15 protein-coding genes are annotated in these 15,408 nt (G+C 65.2%); 10 read left to right on the plus strand and 5 right to left on the minus strand.

The genetic code is table 11. The features are described 5' to 3' along the window. Window positions 1-222 precede the first annotated feature (222 nt). The 6 genes from FAZ97_RS03545 to cobA all read left to right on the plus strand — a co-directional run bounded on the left by FAZ97_RS03545 (window position 223) and on the right by cobA (window position 6,449). Window positions 223-1,902: a nitrite/sulfite reductase gene (locus FAZ97_RS03545; RefSeq protein ID WP_158757219.1), complete on the plus strand. Its 1,680-nt coding sequence runs from the start codon at window positions 223-225 to the stop codon at window positions 1,900-1,902. Window positions 1,903-1,932: 30 nt separating this feature from the next. Then, a complete protein-coding gene (locus tag FAZ97_RS03550) occupies window positions 1,933-2,469 on the plus strand; it encodes a DUF934 domain-containing protein (RefSeq protein ID WP_158757220.1) in 537 nt (178 codons plus the stop codon). Beyond that, on the plus strand, window positions 2,466-3,221 hold the full coding sequence (locus FAZ97_RS03555; protein ID WP_158757221.1) for a phosphoadenylyl-sulfate reductase: 756 nt from the start codon (window positions 2,466-2,468) through the stop codon (window positions 3,219-3,221). Before FAZ97_RS03550 ends, FAZ97_RS03555 begins: the two co-directional genes overlap by 4 nt. A 99-nt stretch (window positions 3,222-3,320) precedes the next feature. After that, window positions 3,321-4,283 carry a sulfate adenylyltransferase subunit CysD gene (gene cysD / locus FAZ97_RS03560; RefSeq protein ID WP_065057314.1) on the plus strand — a complete coding sequence of 321 codons (963 nt, stop codon included), beginning with the start codon at window positions 3,321-3,323 and terminating at the stop codon, window positions 4,281-4,283. A gap of 24 nt (window positions 4,284-4,307) precedes the next feature. Further along, window positions 4,308-5,624, plus strand: a complete 1,317-nt coding sequence (locus FAZ97_RS03565) for a sulfate adenylyltransferase subunit 1 (RefSeq protein ID WP_158757222.1) — start codon at window positions 4,308-4,310, stop codon at window positions 5,622-5,624. 51 nt (window positions 5,625-5,675) lie between these two features. Further along, window positions 5,676-6,449: a uroporphyrinogen-III C-methyltransferase gene (gene cobA / locus FAZ97_RS03570; RefSeq protein ID WP_158757223.1), complete on the plus strand. Its 774-nt coding sequence runs from the start codon at window positions 5,676-5,678 to the stop codon at window positions 6,447-6,449. Between the two features lie 75 nt (window positions 6,450-6,524). On the opposite strand, the gene FAZ97_RS03575 is transcribed toward cobA, so the two are convergent. The 3 genes from FAZ97_RS03575 to lptF are packed head-to-tail and all read right to left on the minus strand — an operon-like array spanning window position 6,525 to window position 9,217. Then, window positions 6,525-6,902: a sirohydrochlorin chelatase gene (locus FAZ97_RS03575; RefSeq protein ID WP_158757224.1), complete on the minus strand. Its 378-nt coding sequence runs from the start codon at window positions 6,900-6,902 to the stop codon at window positions 6,525-6,527. Between the two features lie 50 nt (window positions 6,903-6,952). Then, window positions 6,953-8,101 (minus strand): LPS export ABC transporter permease LptG, encoded by a 1,149-nt coding sequence (gene lptG / locus FAZ97_RS03580; RefSeq protein WP_158757225.1) that lies wholly within the window; start codon window positions 8,099-8,101, stop codon window positions 6,953-6,955. Between the two features lie 15 nt (window positions 8,102-8,116). Further along, on the minus strand, window positions 8,117-9,217 hold the full coding sequence (gene lptF / locus FAZ97_RS03585; RefSeq protein ID WP_158757226.1) for an LPS export ABC transporter permease LptF: 1,101 nt from the start codon (window positions 9,215-9,217) through the stop codon (window positions 8,117-8,119). A 134-nt stretch (window positions 9,218-9,351) separates the two neighbouring features. On the opposite strand from lptF, the gene FAZ97_RS03590 reads away from it, so the two are divergent. Genes FAZ97_RS03590 through FAZ97_RS03600 form a run of 3 tightly spaced genes read left to right on the plus strand, consistent with a single transcriptional unit; the run spans window position 9,352 to window position 11,793 of the window. Continuing rightward, on the plus strand, window positions 9,352-10,863 hold the full coding sequence (locus FAZ97_RS03590; RefSeq protein WP_158757227.1) for a leucyl aminopeptidase: 1,512 nt from the start codon (window positions 9,352-9,354) through the stop codon (window positions 10,861-10,863). Window positions 10,864-10,915: 52 nt separating this feature from the next. Then, the gene (locus tag FAZ97_RS03595) at window positions 10,916-11,332 is read left to right on the plus strand and encodes a DNA polymerase III subunit chi (RefSeq protein ID WP_158757228.1); all 417 of its coding nucleotides are present in this window, start codon (window positions 10,916-10,918) and stop codon (window positions 11,330-11,332) included. Between the two features lie 59 nt (window positions 11,333-11,391). After that, window positions 11,392-11,793, plus strand: coding sequence for a DUF2486 family protein (locus FAZ97_RS03600; protein ID WP_233271626.1), 402 nt, complete (start codon window positions 11,392-11,394; stop codon window positions 11,791-11,793). A gap of 78 nt (window positions 11,794-11,871) precedes the next feature. On the opposite strand, the gene FAZ97_RS03605 is transcribed toward FAZ97_RS03600, so the two are convergent. Then, window positions 11,872-12,231 (minus strand): c-type cytochrome, encoded by a 360-nt coding sequence (locus tag FAZ97_RS03605; protein WP_158757230.1) that lies wholly within the window; start codon window positions 12,229-12,231, stop codon window positions 11,872-11,874. A gap of 158 nt (window positions 12,232-12,389) precedes the next feature. Next, window positions 12,390-14,063: a dihydroxy-acid dehydratase gene (gene ilvD, locus FAZ97_RS03610; RefSeq protein ID WP_158757231.1), complete on the minus strand. Its 1,674-nt coding sequence runs from the start codon at window positions 14,061-14,063 to the stop codon at window positions 12,390-12,392. Between the two features lie 170 nt (window positions 14,064-14,233). Here ilvD and FAZ97_RS03615 point away from each other — a divergent pair, with 170 nt between their 5' ends. After that, on the plus strand, window positions 14,234-15,193 hold the full coding sequence (locus tag FAZ97_RS03615; RefSeq protein ID WP_158757232.1) for a LysR family transcriptional regulator: 960 nt from the start codon (window positions 14,234-14,236) through the stop codon (window positions 15,191-15,193). Window positions 15,194-15,408 lie beyond the last annotated feature (215 nt).

Below are 15,408 nucleotides of genomic sequence, written 5' to 3' on the forward strand. Positions count from 1 at the left end.
TATCGACCTGATTTTTGAGTCGTTTGAAATATAAGGCGAGTTTATTACCATTCCTCCAACTTTTCCAATATGGATATCTGTTTTGGTCATTAGCAAATGACCGGCGCGATTGAAGGCGCGGCCGCCTCGCAAAAGGCAAGACAGAGCGGAAAGAACGAAGTCGAGATGTCGGAGCGCGGCGTAACCGGAACGCCGCGATTGAACGAACCCTGGGGTCCCCGAATGTACCAATACGATCAGTACGACCAGACCATCGTCGACGAACGCGTCGCGCAATACAGCGACCAGGTTCGCCGCCGCCTGTCGGGCGAATTGAGCGAAGAAGAATTCCGCCCGCTGCGTCTGCAGAACGGCCTGTACTACCAGCGTCACGCCTACATGCATCGCATCGCGATTCCGTACGGCAATCTGCGCAGCGACCAGCTCCGCATGCTCGCCACGATCGCGCGCGAGCACGACCGCGGCTACGGCCACTTCTCGACGCGCTCGAACATCCAGTACAACTGGATCAAGCTCGAAGAAACGCCGGAAATCCTGCGCAAGCTGGCCTCGGTCCAGATGCACGGCATCCAGACGTCGGGCAATTGCATCCGCAACATCACCGCCGACCAGTTCGCGGGCGTCGCGCCCGACGAAGTCGTCGACCCGCGTCCGTGGTCGGAAATCCTGCGCCAGTGGTCGACGTTCCACCCCGAGTTCGCGTGGCTGCCGCGCAAGTTCAAGATCGCCGTCTCCGGCACGAAGGAAGACCGCGCCGCCGTGCAGATCCACGATCTGGGCGTCTACCTCGACCGTAACGAGAAGGGCGAAGTCGTCGCGAGCATTCTCGCGGGCGGCGGCCTTGGCCGCACGCCGATCGTCGGCGCCATCATCAAGCGCGACCTGCCGTGGCAGCACCTGCTGACCTACTGCGAAGCCGTGCTGCGTGCGTATAACCGCTACGGCCGCCGCGACAACATGTACAAGGCGCGCATCAAGATTCTCGTGAAAGCGCTCTCGCCGGCGAAGTTCGCCGAGCAGGTCGAAGAAGAGTGGCAGCACCTCAAGGACGGCCCCTCGACGCTCACGCAGGAAGAAGTCGACCGGGTCTCGCAGTACTTCGTGCCGCCGGCGTATGAAAAGATCGCCGACACGGACACCTCGTACGAAAAGCATCTGCTGGAAAATCGCGCGTTCGCGCGCTGGGTCGAGCGCAACGTGCGTCCGCACCGCGTGACGGGCTACGCATCGGTCACGCTCTCGCTCAAGCCGCGCGACATCGCGCCGGGCGACGCCACCGACGCGCAGATGCAAGCCGTGGCCGACTGGGCAGACGAATACTCGTTCGGCCAGATTCGCGTTTCGCACGAGCAGAACCTGATCCTCGCGGATGTGAAGAAGCGCGATCTGTTCGCGTTGTGGGAAAAGGCCAAGGCGCAAGGCTTCGCGACGGCGAACATTGGCCTCCTGACCGACATCATCGCGTGCCCGGGCGGCGACTTCTGCTCGCTCGCGAATGCGAAGTCGATCCCCATCGCGCTGGCGATCCAGGAGCGTTTCGACAATCTCGACTTCGTCTACGACCTCGGCGACCTGTCGCTCAATATCTCGGGTTGCATGAACTCGTGCGGTCACCACCACGTCGGCAACATCGGCATTCTGGGCGTGGATAAGGACGGCTCGGAGTGGTATCAGGTGTCGCTCGGCGGCGAGCAGGGCAACGGTGCCAATGGCGCGCGCCTTGGCCGCGTGATCGGCCCGTCGTTCTCGGCGGAAGAGATGCCCGACGTGATCCAGAAGGTGGTCGACACGTTCGTCGAGCTGCGTATCGACGGCGAGCGCTTCATCGACACGTACGACCGCCTCGGCATCGCGCCGTTCAAGGAGCGCGTGTACGCATCGCGCCAGCCGGCCCACGCTTAACTGCACGCAACGAGATACGAGATTCGAGCAATGGCATTGATCATCAAAAAACGCGAGATCGTTGAAGACAACTGGCAAGTCGTGCGTGCGGCCGAAGACTGCGCGCTGCCGGAGGTGCCGGCGCTGCCCGCAGGCAAGGTGCTGGTGCCGCTCGCTTACTGGCAGGCGCAGCGCGACGCGCTCGTCGCCTCGCGCGGCAAGGACGAACTCGGCGTGTGGCTCGCGCCGGACAGCGAACCGGCTGATATCGCCGCCGACTTCGACAAGCTCGCGCTGATCGGCGTGGATTTCCCCGTGTTCCGCGATGGCCGCGGCTTTTCGATCGGCCGTCTGCTGCGCGAGCGCTATGGCTACCAGGGCGAACTGCGCGCGATCGGCGACGTGCTGCGCGACCAGCTGCGCTTTCACGAGCGCTGCGGCTTCGATGCGTTCGCCGTGCGCGCCGACAAGGACATCCACGACGCGCTCAAGGCGTTCACCGAGTTCACGGTGCAATACCAAGGCGCGTTCGACGAGCCGTCGCCGCTGTTTCGCCGCCGTCTGGCACAGCAGGGCGCCGCAGCATGAGCACCGCTTTGACAACCCCGGCGGCCGACCTGCAGGCGAAGATCGAGCGCCTCGACGCGCTGCTCGATTCGATCGCCGCGCGTCACGCGAACGTGAAGCTGGCCAGCAGCCTCGCTGCCGAAGACATGCTGCTCACCCATGCGATTCTTTCGCGTGGCGTGAAAATCGGCATCTTCTCGCTGAACACGGGCCGCTTGCACGCCGAAACGCTCGGCATGCTCGACGCGGTGCGCGAGCGCTACGGCTACGAGATCGAGCAGTTTCATCCGCAGCAGGACGCGGTGGACGAGTACGTCGCCCAGCACGGCCTGAACGCGTTCTACGAGAGCGTGGACCTGCGCAAGCGCTGCTGCGAAATCCGCAAGGTCGAGCCGCTGAACCGCGCGCTCTCAAACGTTTCCGCCTGGGTCACGGGCCAGCGCCGCGAGCAGTCGGTCACGCGCGCGGAACTGCACGAGGAAGAACGCGACGAAGCGCGCAACATCGACAAGTTCAATCCGCTCGCGGACTGGACCGAAGCCGATGTCTGGGCCTATCTGCGCGGCAAAGATGTACCGGTGAACCCGCTGCACGCGCGCGGCTATCCGAGCATCGGCTGCGAGCCCTGCACGCGCGCCATCCGCCCCGGCGAGGACAGCCGCGCCGGCCGCTGGTGGTGGGAATCGCGCGACACGAAGGAATGTGGCTTGCACATCACGTCTGTGTCAGCCATTCCGGTTGTCGAAGTGTCGTCGATCAGCCAGGCGAACTAAGATTGAGTTTTGCCGCGCCGTCGTGAAGACCGGCGCGCTACCGCATACCGAGTACCGCGTGCCCAGTAAAAAGGGTGCGAATAAACGAAGGATCCGAACATGAGCACCACGCTCGACTCAGCAGTGAACGCGCCGCTCCAGGTCACGGCGAACCGCATGGACCATCTCGACTGGCTCGAAGCCGAGTCGATCCACATCCTGCGTGAACTCGTTGCCGAATGCAGCAAGCCGGCGCTGCTGTTCTCGGGCGGCAAGGACTCGGTCGTCGTGCTCGCGCTCGCGCTGAAGGCGTTCGGCCTGGGCGCGAACCGCAAGACGTCGCTGCCGTTCCCGCTCGTGCATATCGACACGGGTCACAACTACGAGGAAGTGATCGACTTCCGCGATCGCCGCGCAGCCGAAATCGGTGCGGAACTCGTGGTCGGCCATGTGGAAGATTCGATCAAGAAGGGCACCGTGCGCCTGCGCCGCGAAACCGATTCGCGCAATGCCGCGCAAGCGGTCACGCTGCTCGAAACCATCGAGCAATACGGCTACACGGCGATGATCGGCGGCGCGCGCCGCGACGAAGAGAAGGCCCGCGCGAAGGAGCGCATCTTCTCGTTCCGCGACGAATTCGGCCAGTGGGACCCGAAGGCGCAGCGCCCGGAACTGTGGAGCCTGTACAACGCGCGCCTGCACAACGGCGAGCACCTGCGCGTGTTCCCGATCTCGAACTGGACGGAACTGGATGTGTGGCAGTACATCGAGCGCGAAAAGCTCGAACTGCCGTCGATCTACTACGCGCACCAGCGCGAGATCGTGCGCCGCAACGGCCTGCTTGTGCCGGTCACGCCGCTCACGCCGATGAAGGAAGGCGAAGTCAGCGAAATGGCGCAGGTGCGCTTCCGCACGGTGGGTGACATCAGCTGCACGTGCCCGGTGGCGAGCGACGCGGACAACGTCGAGAAGATCATTGCCGAAACGGCCGTGACCGAAATCACGGAACGCGGCGCGACGCGCATGGACGACCAGGCGTCGGAAGCGGCGATGGAACAGCGCAAGAAGCAAGGTTATTTCTAAAAGCACGCAGAGGAAAGATTAGACATGGTTACGACGCATCAACCTGAAGACCTCGGCGTGCTGCGCTTCATCACGGCGGGCAGCGTGGACGACGGCAAGAGCACGCTGATCGGCCGCCTGCTGTACGACAGCAAGGCCGTTCTTTCGGATCAACTCTCGGCGCTCTCGCGCGCGAAGAACAAACGCACGGTGGGCGACGAGATCGACCTCTCGCTGCTCACCGACGGCCTCGAAGCCGAGCGCGAGCAGGGCATCACGATCGACGTGGCGTACCGCTACTTCGCCACGGCCAAGCGCAAGTTCATCATCGCAGACACGCCGGGCCACGAGCAGTACACGCGCAACATGGTGACGGGCGCCTCCACGGCGCACGCCGCGATCATCCTGATCGACCCCACGCGCGTGACGGTCGAAAACGGCGTGACGCAACTGCTGCCGCAGACGAAGCGCCACAGCGCCATCGTCAAGCTGCTGGGCCTGCAGCACGTGATCGTCGCGATCAACAAGATGGATCTCGTCGATTACAGCGAAGCCACGTTCAATCTGATCCGCGAAGCGTATGTCGCGCTCGCGCGCCAGCTTGGCCTGAACGACGTGCGCTTCGTGCCCGTCTCGGCGCTCAAGGGCGACAACATCGTGGCCGCGAGCGAGCGCATGCCCTGGTACGCGGGCGAGCCGCTGCTCGACGTGCTCGAGCAGCTGCCGGTCGCGCAGGCCACGGGTGAAGCGCTGCGCTTCCCGGTGCAGTGGGTTGCGCGCCAGGACGGTTCCAGCGCCGACGACTTCCGCGGCTACATGGGCCGCGTCGAAGCGGGCGAAGTGAAGCTCGGCGACGCCATCACGGTGCTGCCGGCGGGCCGCAGCGCAACGGTTGCCGAAATCATCGCGCCGGTGCCGGGCGGCACGGCGCAAGTGGATCGCGCGTTCGCGGGCCAGACCGTTACGATCCGTCTCGCCGAAGACGTGGACATCTCGCGCGGCGACACCTTCGTGCCGGCAACGGACAACACGCAGCCGGCGAAAAAGCTCGAAGCCGACCTCTGCTGGTTCGACGACGAGCCGCTCTCGCCGCAGCGCAAGTACCTGCTCAAGCAGACCACGAGCACGGTGTTCGCGAAGATCGGCGCGGTCAAGCAGGTGCTCGACGTGCATACGCTGTCGCACGCCACCGACCGCCACGAACTCGCGATGAACGATATCGGCCGCGTGGCGCTCTCGCTGCAGAAGCCGCTCGTCTGCGACCTGTATGATGCGAATCCTGGCACCGGCGCATTCGTGCTGATCGACGAAGCGACGCATCACACGGTGGCCGCGGGCATGATCCGCGCGTTCTCGGCGTAAGGCGCAGCGCGACGTTGCGGCCGCGCGGCCGCAACAATGGATTCGAAGCAAATGGGTAAGGTATATCTGATCGGCGCGGGACCGGGCGCAGCGGACCTCATCACCGTACGCGGCGCACGGCTGCTCGCGAGCGCCGACGTCGTGCTGCACGACGCGCTCGTCGAGCCCGCCATGCTCGAGTACGCGCCGCAAACCGCGAAGTTCATCGCGGTCGGCAAGCGTTGCGGGCAGCGGTCCACGGCGCAGCACTTCATCAACAAGCAACTCGTCGACGCCGCGCGCGAGCACGGCGTGGTCGTGCGCCTGAAGGGCGGCGACCCGATGCTGTTCGGCCGTGCCGACGAGGAAATGCGCGCGCTCGAAGCGGCGGGCATCGACTTCGAAGTCGTGCCGGGCATCACGGCGGCGCTCGCCAGCGCGGCGACGCTGCAACGCTCGCTGACGCTGCGCGGCGTGGCCCGCAGCGTTGCGCTCGCCACGTATTCGCGCGCGGCGGGCAGCGAGGAGATTCGCGAGCAGGTCAACGCCGATTCGCTGGTGTTCTACATGGGCCGCGACAGCGCACCCGAGATCGCGCGCCAGCTCATCGAAGCGGGCCGCGCGGGCGCGACACCGGTGGCGATCGTCGAGGCTTGCAGCACCGCGCGCGAGCGCACGCTGACGCTGACGCTGGCGGGCCTCGAAGCGGGCGAGGCGCAGGAGTGGCTCGACCCGGCGCAGCCGAGCCTGCTCATGATCGGCGATGCGTTCGCCGAACGAGCAGGGCAGGTACAGCGCGAGGATGAAGCTCAAGGCGATGGCCAGAATCGCCGCGCCGCCGCATAAACGCCTCGCGAAAGGCACGAAGAATGCAAAACGGGCTCGCCGAAAGGCGAGCCCGTTTTTTATGCGTGAGCGTTTTTAGTCGCGATCGTTTTCGATGCAAAACCGCACGATTGCATCGAGCACCGCGTCGTCTTCGCCCACGGCGCCCGAGCAACGCAGGCGTACATGCGGATGCTGGCTCTGGCACTGCGCGATCAGCGCGGGCAGATCGCGCCGCACATGGCCGCCCTGGCCGAAGAACACGGGCACGACCGTGATCGTGTCGCAGCCTGCCGAGGCCTGTGAGGCGATGGCATCGGGCAGGCTCGGTGTCATGAGCTCCAGAAAGGCGAGGCTGACCGGACCCGCATCGCCGCGCGCGGCGGCGAGCTTCGCGGCCAGGCGCTGAAACGGCTCTTGCCAGCGCGCGTCGCGCGCGCCGTGGCCGAAGAGGATCATGCCGTGCGTGCCCATGCCTGCGAGCCTGTGCAAATGCGTGGTCTAGCGGGCGAGGGCGCGCGGCATCAATGCCGGTCGACCCATTTGAGCCCGATCAGCCCGACCGCGAGATAGATGAGCCCCGGTGTCGCCGCGGTTAGCGGCGCGGGCCAGGTGTTCAGTGTACCCACGTGCGAGAACAGCGTGTTGACGAGCTGGAAGCTCATGCCGAGCATGATCCCGCCGAACACCTTCATGCCCACTACGCCCGCGCGCGTATGCAGATACGCGAACGGCAGCGAGAGCACGAGCATCACGAACACGGCGAACGGGTAGAGCAGCTTGCGCCAGAACGCGATCTGGTAGCGCTGCGCGTCCTGATGGTTCTCGGTCAAATGCTGGATGTAGCGGAACAGGTTGAACATCGACATCCGGTCGGGCGAAACGAGCAGCACCGAGAGAATGTTCGGCGTGAGCTCCGAGCGCAGCGAATATTCGGGCGCCGAGGTCTGCTGCGCGCGATAGACCGGATTGAGCGCATCGGCCGGCTGGTTCTGCGGCGGCGGCACACTGATGAGCTGCGTATCGGTCACGTCCTTGAGCAGCCAGTGGCCCGGCGGCTGGAACGTGCCGCGCTTCGCGAGACGCACGTTGGTGAGCTGGAATTTCGAATCGAATTCGTAGATGCGCACGTTCGTGATGGTCGCGTCGGGCAGCAGCTCGCCGACGTTCACGAAACGCGTGACTTGCTCGCCGTCGGCGCGCGCGGTAAGTGTGTCCTTGACCCAAACACCCGACTGGAAGTTGCTCGACACTGCCGATCCCAGCGCCTCAAGACGCACGCGCTCGGAAAGCTGGTCGGTATAAGGGCCGACCACTTCGCCGATCAGGTAGGTCAGCAGCACGAGCGGCACGCCGATCTTGAGCAGCGAGCGCAGCGCCTGGTTCGTGGCGAGGCCCGACACACGAAAGATCGTGTACTCGGAATTCGCCGCCATTTGCGCGAACACGTAGATCGCAGCGATGAGTGCCGCGACCGGGATGATCTCGTAAAGCCGCGAGGGCGCCTGGAGCGCCACGCGCAGCACCGCGTACTGGAACTTGTAGTTGCCGTGTCCGACCGAGTTCAGCTCGTTGATCAGGTCGAAGAAAAAGAACAGGCCGGAGAAGGCAAACAGAATGAAGATGAACGTCAGGTAAACCTGGCGAGCGAAGTATTTTTCGTAGATGCGCATCGGTCAGTTTCCCTCTCAGCTTCCTGAAGAGGCGCGCCGGAACATCGCACGTGTGAAGAGCGGCCGGTTGCGCACGCGTATCCAGAAGATGAACACGACGAGCGCGAGCACCACGACGTGCAGCGCGACGAGGCCGACGCCGAAGGGGAGCTTGCCTTGCTCGATCTGCGATTGCACGACGTTGAGCAGGTTCGAATAAGTGAGGTAGATCAGCACCGCCATCACGAGGTTGATCGTGCGGCTGCGGCGCGGGTTCTGGTACGCAAGCGGAATGCCGAGCAGCATCAGGTTGATCGCGATGAGCGGCAAGCCGGCGCGCCAGGCAAGTTCGCCCAGATTGTCGTCGGTCCGGTGGTGCAGGAGGCCCGGCGTGGACGTGGTGCTTGCCGAAGGCGTGTTGACGAGCGGCTGGCTCGTGATCTTCACGCCATAACGCTGGAACTCGCTGATGCGAAAGTCCGGGTGACCGGGCTCGCCGTCGTAGCGGCGGCCGTTTTCGAGCACGACGAAGCGGTCGCCGCTCTTCATGGTTTCGGTGTGGCCGGTCTTCGAGACGATCACGCTGACCTTGCCGTTTTCCGTGCTCGTGACGAACACGTTCTCCACGCGCGCCTGGTCGGGGCTCATGCTCTCGATGAAGAACACGCGGTTCGTGGTGGGCGATTCGCGGAACTGGCCAGGCGCGAGCAGCGACACTTCATCGCGCTGCTGAAAGCGCGCGCGAATGAGCTTGCTTTGCGCGTTGGACCACGGCCAGCCGATGAACGCGAAGAACACGATGAGCAGGATGATCGGCGCGGAAAACGTGGCGACCGGTTTGATCAGGCGCGTGAGGCTCACCCCGGAGGAGAGCCACACGACCATTTCGGAATCCTTGTACCAGCGCGTGAGGACAAACAGGATCGACACGAAGAGCGTGACGATGAGCATGACGGCCATGTAGCCGATCACGGTCAGTCCGATCAGCACCAGCACGTCGCGCGGGTCGATCTGACCGGACGCGGCGAAGCCGACGATGCGGATCATCATCGTCGTCAGCATGATCGTGAGCAGAACCATGAACACGGCGCCGGCCGTGTACGCGAGTTCGCGCTGCAGGGAACGTTCGAAGATCATTCTTGATGGGCAGGGCGGGCGGCCCGTGCCGGGAGGCGCGCAGCTCGCGCAACCGCCCAGGAGCCGCCGCGGGAAAAATAGCGGATAATTGCGGCTTTCATCCTAAGCCCTGATTTTATCCGAGGACAAGCGCGATGGACTTTAGCATAAAAGCCTGTGACTGGAGCAAAGGCGGGGAAGGCTCCTTCCTGACCGGCAAGTCGGATTGTGTCGTAGTCGGCGTGTTCGAGGCGCAAACCCTCTCAGGCCCGGCGTTCGCGATCGACAGCGCCATTGGCGGCGCAATCGCGCGCGTCGTCAAGGCCGGCGACATCGACGGCAAGGCCGGCTCCACGCTGTTCCTGCCGGAAGTGAGCGGCATCGGCGCCTCGCGCGTGCTGCTCGTGGGTCTCGGCAAGCAGGACTCGTTCGGCCAGAAGGCTTACGGCGAAGCGGTCAAGGCCGCCTGGCGCGCGATCCTCGGCACGAAGATCGCGCAGGTGACGTTCACGCTCGCGCAACTGCCGGTGAAGGAACGCACGGGCGACTGGGGCGTGCGCGCCGCCATTCTCGCGCTGCGCAACGAGACCTACCGCTTCACGCAGATGAAGAGCAAGCCCGACGTCGCGCAGCGAGCGCTCAAGCGCGTCGTCTTCAGCATCGACGCCGACGAAGAGAAGGCCGCGAAGGTCGCGGCGAAGCAGGCTGTTGCGCTCGCCAACGGCATGGACCTCACGCGCGACCTCGGCAATCTGCCGGGCAACGTGTGCACGCCCACCTATCTCGCGGCCACGGCCAAGAAGCTCGCGCGCGACTGGAAGCTCAAGGTCGAGGTGCTTGGCCAGCGCCAGATCGAGACGCTCAAGATGGGCTCGTTTCTTTCTGTAACAAAGGGCTCGGTCGAGCCGCCGCAGTTCATCGTGCTGCACTATCAGGGCGCCGCCGCCAAGGCCGCCCCCATCGTGCTGGTCGGCAAGGGCATCACGTTCGACACGGGCGGCATCTCGCTCAAGCCCGGCGAGGGCATGGACGAGATGAAGTACGACATGTGCGGCGCGGGCTCGGTGCTCGGCACGATCCGCGCGGTCGCCGAAATGGGGCTCAAGCTCAATGTGATCGGCATCATCCCGACCTGCGAGAACATGCCCGCGGGCAACGCCACGAAGCCGGGCGACATCGTCACGACGATGGCGGGGCTCACGGTCGAGGTGCTCAACACCGACGCCGAAGGCCGTCTCATCCTGTGCGACGCGCTTACCTACGCCGAGCGCTTCAAGCCGGCCGCCGTGGTCGACATCGCCACGCTCACGGGCGCGTGCATCATCGCGCTCGGTCATCACAACAGCGGCCTGTTCTCGAAGGACGATGCGCTCGCGGGCGAGCTGCTCGACGCTTCGCGCGAAGCGGGCGATCCGGCGTGGCGTCTGCCGCTCGACGACGAGTATCAGGACCAGCTCAAGTCGAACTTTGCCGACCTCGCCAACATTGGCGGGCGTCCGGCGGGCAGTGTGACGGCGGCGTGCTTCCTCTCGCGCTTCACCGAAAACTACCCGTGGGCGCACCTCGACATCGCGGGCACGGCGTGGAAGAGCGGGGCGGCAAAGGGTGCAACGGGCCGTCCGGTGCCGCTGCTCGCGCAGTTCCTGATCGACCGCGCGGCGCAATGAAGGCAGGCATGACGATTGCTGCCCACCTGACGGTGTGTAAAGTGGTGTGGGCATGACGCGGATCGATTTCCACACGAACGTGGGCGACTCGCTGCTGTATGCGTGCCGCCTCGTGCGCAAGGCGTATCAGGCGGGCCAGCAGGCGGTGGTGCTGGCCGAGCCGGCGCGCCTGCGCGCATTCGACGAAATGTTGTGGACCTTTTCGCCGCTCGACTTCGTGCCGCACTGCATGGCCGAGAGCCCGCATGCGGGCGAATCGCCCATCGTGCTGGCAACGGATCTCGAGCGTGCGCCGCATCATCGTGTGCTGCTCAATCTCGGCGCGCAGGTCCCGCCTCAATTCGCCCGCTTCGAGCGCCTGCTCGAAGTGATTGGCGATGCGCCCGACGAACTCGCGTCGGGCCGCGAGCGCTATCGTTTCTACCGCGACCGCGGTTACGCGCTCAACAACTACAAGCAGGGCGGCTGAGGCCGGACGCGCGAGGCGTACCGGCGCGAGGCCGACTGCCCCGATCGATGGAGGTAAACATGTCCGGCATGCACGAATCGGAAGATGCTGCGATTCCGCTCTTGAGCGAAGTGATGGTGGCCGGCAATCCGCTGCGCGCGCACAACGTCGAAGAGGCAAAGAGCGCGACGGCCGCCGCCGTGAAGGCCGCCGTGGCCGAACGCGAGGAGGGTCTCTTCGCGCACGATGCCGACGCGCTCGTCGAGCGCCTGCGCGGGCGCTGCCTCACATGGCTCACCGGCGAAGGCCGTGCCGTGATCGAGGCGCGCTGCAGCGCAGCGATGCAGGAACATTCGAACTGGCTCGTGGGCCAGGTGTCGCGCGAGATCGGTCTCGCGCTCGAAACGGAACTCAAGAACTGGGTGAAGGCCGCCGTGCGTGAAGAACTGGCGGCGCGCGCGGGACACCCGCCTTCGGCCTGATTCAGCCGCGCGCGGCGGCACGGGGTTACCCAGCGCTCACCCATCGGCCACCCCACGCCGTGCGCCGTCACACCCGCCTCACTTGAGCGTGAGGATCCAGCTCGCGAGCTGGGCCGCCTGGCCGGGGTTGAGCTGGGTATTGGCCGGCATCGGCACGGTGCCCCACACGCCGGTGCTGCCTTCCAGAATCTTGTGTGTGAGATAGGTTTGCGCGTCGGCCTTGCCCGCGTACTTCGCGGCGACATCGCGCAGGGCGGGCCCCATGAAATTGCGCGTTACAGAATGGCAGCTCATGCAGTTTTGCTGCTGGGCGAGCGTGAGACCGGAGGGGCCATGCTGCGCGCGGGCCGGAGCTGCCCCGAGTGCGCCAGCAATGCCGATGGCGAGCGCGGCGGCGAGCGTCGCTGTCTTGTTACGGGCTTGCGACTTTCTTTTCATACTGGTCTCCGCCCGCGTATGCGCCGGCTGTGTCGTCGCATTATAAAAGCAAAGGGCGCACGTTCTGGACGTGCGCCCTTTGCTTTACTGCAGGTCAAGACTTTGGCGGCGTTTAGCGCCGCCTGACACTGCGTTCTGCCGCGCTTTCAGCTCCGCTTTTAGCCGGTGACTGCGCCCTCGTTCGCCGGCCGCGCGAGCGCCGCGTACTTCGCCATCACACCGCGCGTGTAACGCGGCGCGGGTTGCTTCCAGGCCGCGCGGCGGCGCGCGAGTTCGGCATCGTCCACGTTCAGTTGCAACAGGAGCTTGTGCGCGTCGATGGTGATCGAGTCGCCTTCCTGGACGAGCGCGATCGTGCCGCCTTCAAACGCTTCCGGCGCGACGTGGCCCACCACCATGCCCCAGGTGCCGCCCGAGAAGCGCCCATCGGTGATGAGCCCGACCGACTCCCCGAGTCCCTTGCCGATGATCGCCGAAGTCGGCGCGAGCATCTCCGGCATGCCGGGGCCGCCCTTCGGGCCGAGATAGCGCAGCACGACCACATCGCCCGCCTGGATCTTGTCGGCGAGGATCGCTTCCATCGCGCTCTGCTCGTCGTCGAATACGCGCGCGGGGCCTGTGATAACCGGATTCTTCAGGCCCGTGATCTTGGCGACCGCGCCTTCTGTCGCGAGGTTGCCCTTGAGGATGGCGAGGTGGCCTTCCTTGTACAGCGCCTGGCTGATGGGAAAGATCACCTTCTGGTCCGCGCGCGGCGTGGACGGCACGTCCTTGAGTTCTTCCGCGATGGTCTTGCCGGTGATGGTGACGCAGTCGCCATGCAGGAGGCCCGCGTCGAGCAGGATCTTGAGCACCTGCGGAATGCCGCCCGCCGCGTGCAGGTCGGTCGCGACATACTGGCCCGAGGGCTTCAGGTCGCAGATCACCGGCACCTTCTTGCGCATGCGCTCGAAGTCGTCGATGGTCCATTCGATTTCCGCGGCGTGCGCGATGGCGAGATAGTGCAGCACGGCGTTGGTCGAGCCGCCCGTCGCCATGATGAGCGCCACGGCGTTCTCGATCGACTTCTTCGTGATGATGTCGCGCGGCTTGAGGTCCTGCTTCACGGCTTCGACGAGCACCCGCGCCGATTCCGCCGCCGAGTCGACTTTCTCCTCGTCGGGGTTGGCCATCGTCGATGAGTACATGAGCGACATGCCGAGCGCCTCGAACGACGAGCTCATCGTGTTCGCGGTGTACATGCCGCCGCACGAACCCGTGGAGGGGCAGGCGTTTTTCTCGACGCCTTCGAAATCCTCTTCGGTCATACGGCCTGCAGTGAATTCGCCGACGGCCTCGAAGGCCGAGACGATGGTCAGCGCCTTGCCCTTCCAGTTTCCTGGGCGGATCGTGCCGCCATACACGTAAATGCCGGGCACGTTGATGCGCGCGAGCGCGATCATGCCGCCCGGCATGTTCTTGTCGCAGCCGCCGATCACGACCACGCCGTCCATCCACTGGCCCTGCACGCAGGTCTCGATGCAATCGGCGATGACTTCGCGCGAGACGAGCGAGTATTTCATGCCCTCGGTGCCCATCGACATGCCGTCCGAGATCGTCGGCGTGCCGAAGGTCTGCGGGTTCGCGTCGGCGAGTTTGATGGCCTCGACGGCTGCGTCGGCGAGGCGTTGCAGTCCGGCGTTGCACGGCGTGATGGTCGAGTGGCCGTTCGCGATGCCGATCATCGGCTTGTCGAAGTCGGCCTTCTCGTAGCCGAGCGCGTAATACATCGAACGATTGGGCGAGCGGGCGACGCCTTGCGTGATGTGCTTCGAACGACGGTTATAGGACATGGGGACCTCCGGTGGATGTCGTCTCGGATGCCGGGTGTGGGTTCTGGTTTGGGGCGCGCCGGCACGTTTGTCGAAGCATGCGATTTCGCGAGAACGCTGTCCAATATATTATTCGTGGTCTATTGAGTCGAAAAAAGAATCAATAGACCCACCGCGCGAGACCGATGCCGATGAACCCGACTATCCCCGATCTGCGCCAGCTGCGCTATTTCGTTGCCGTGGCCGAAGAGCAGCATTTCGGCCGCGCGGCGGCGCGCCTTTCGATGACGCAGCCGCCGCTCTCGCAGGCCATTCGCGCGCTGGAGGACACGCTGGGCGTGGCGCTGTTCGCGCGCACGCGCCGGTCGGTGGAATTGACGGCCGTGGGCGCCGATCTGTTGCCGGAGGTGAGGCGCCTGCTGGCGAGTGCCGAAGCGCTGCGGCCGCTCGCGCAGAGCCTCGCGCGCGGCGAGGCGGGCGTGCTCGCGCTGGCTTTCGTTTCGACCGCCGACTACGGCTTGCTGCCGCTTTTGCTGCGCGATTTCGGCGCACGTTATCCGCGCGTGCGCTTGCAACTCGCCGAAGCGACGAGTGACGTGCAGGTGGAAGAACTGGTCGCGGGGCGTATCGACGCGGGCCTCGTGATCGCGCCCGTGCCGCCGCGCTACGCGGCTCAGCTCGCTTACCAGCCGATCGCGCGCGAGCCGCTCGTGGTTGCGATGCCGTCGGCGCTTTCCGCTCGCCTCGGCGGACCCGCCACCGACGACTGGCACGATGCGCCCGTGAACCTGCGCGATCTTGCCGAGGCGCCGCTCGTCGTATTTCCGCGCCATCTGGCCCCGGGGTTCTACGACATCATCATGGACTGCTACGGCGCGGCCGGCCTCGCACCGCTGATCGGCCAGGAAGCGATCCAGATGCAGACGATCGTGAGCCTCGTCTCGGCCGGCATGGGCGTGGCGCTCGTGCCGCAGTCGCTACGCCATTTGCGGCGCACGGGCGTCGCGTACCGGCCGCTTGCGGGCGCGGTGCCGGCCATCGAAACGGGGCTCGTCTGGCGCTCGGCCGAGGTGAGCCCGGTGCTCGCGGCGTTCATCGAGATCGTGCGCGCGCATGCGGCAACGGCGGGCTTGCGGCGTCGCGAGGATTAGCCGAACACGGTACGTCATCTGTCACCGTTACACTCGCGGCGCGTCGCCCGAACCTGCATTTTGGTTCGCGCCCGCTCGCGTCGGCGATAATGTCACGCCATGACACGCTGGCAGCGAACCTCGCCGCTTTGCAAACGTCCAACGCGCTTTGCCGCTTTAACCAGTGGCCGCGCAACTGCTTACAACCCGATTTCAACCGATATCGCCGACAAGAC

The organism is Paraburkholderia acidiphila (assembly GCF_009789655.1).
Classification (GTDB): domain Bacteria; phylum Pseudomonadota; class Gammaproteobacteria; order Burkholderiales; family Burkholderiaceae; genus Paraburkholderia; species Paraburkholderia acidiphila.

Coding starts and splice junctions, on each gene's coding strand:
- FAZ97_RS03545 (WP_158757219.1), top strand. CDS start 223: ATGTACCAATACGATCAGTACGACCAGACCATCGTCGACGAACGCGTC.
- FAZ97_RS03550 (WP_158757220.1), top strand. CDS start 1,933: ATGGCATTGATCATCAAAAAACGCGAGATCGTTGAAGACAACTGGCAA.
- FAZ97_RS03555 (WP_158757221.1), top strand. CDS start 2,466: ATGAGCACCGCTTTGACAACCCCGGCGGCCGACCTGCAGGCGAAGATC.
- cysD (WP_065057314.1), top strand. CDS start 3,321: ATGAGCACCACGCTCGACTCAGCAGTGAACGCGCCGCTCCAGGTCACG.
- FAZ97_RS03565 (WP_158757222.1), top strand. CDS start 4,308: ATGGTTACGACGCATCAACCTGAAGACCTCGGCGTGCTGCGCTTCATC.
- cobA (WP_158757223.1), top strand. CDS start 5,676: ATGGGTAAGGTATATCTGATCGGCGCGGGACCGGGCGCAGCGGACCTC.
- FAZ97_RS03575 (WP_158757224.1), bottom strand. CDS start 6,902: ATGGGCACGCACGGCATGATCCTCTTCGGCCACGGCGCGCGCGACGCG.
- lptG (WP_158757225.1), bottom strand. CDS start 8,101: ATGCGCATCTACGAAAAATACTTCGCTCGCCAGGTTTACCTGACGTTC.
- lptF (WP_158757226.1), bottom strand. CDS start 9,217: ATGATCTTCGAACGTTCCCTGCAGCGCGAACTCGCGTACACGGCCGGC.
- FAZ97_RS03590 (WP_158757227.1), top strand. CDS start 9,352: ATGGACTTTAGCATAAAAGCCTGTGACTGGAGCAAAGGCGGGGAAGGC.
- FAZ97_RS03595 (WP_158757228.1), top strand. CDS start 10,916: ATGACGCGGATCGATTTCCACACGAACGTGGGCGACTCGCTGCTGTAT.
- FAZ97_RS03600 (WP_233271626.1), top strand. CDS start 11,392: ATGTCCGGCATGCACGAATCGGAAGATGCTGCGATTCCGCTCTTGAGC.
- FAZ97_RS03605 (WP_158757230.1), bottom strand. CDS start 12,231: ATGAAAAGAAAGTCGCAAGCCCGTAACAAGACAGCGACGCTCGCCGCC.
- ilvD (WP_158757231.1), bottom strand. CDS start 14,063: ATGTCCTATAACCGTCGTTCGAAGCACATCACGCAAGGCGTCGCCCGC.
- FAZ97_RS03615 (WP_158757232.1), top strand. CDS start 14,234: ATGAACCCGACTATCCCCGATCTGCGCCAGCTGCGCTATTTCGTTGCC.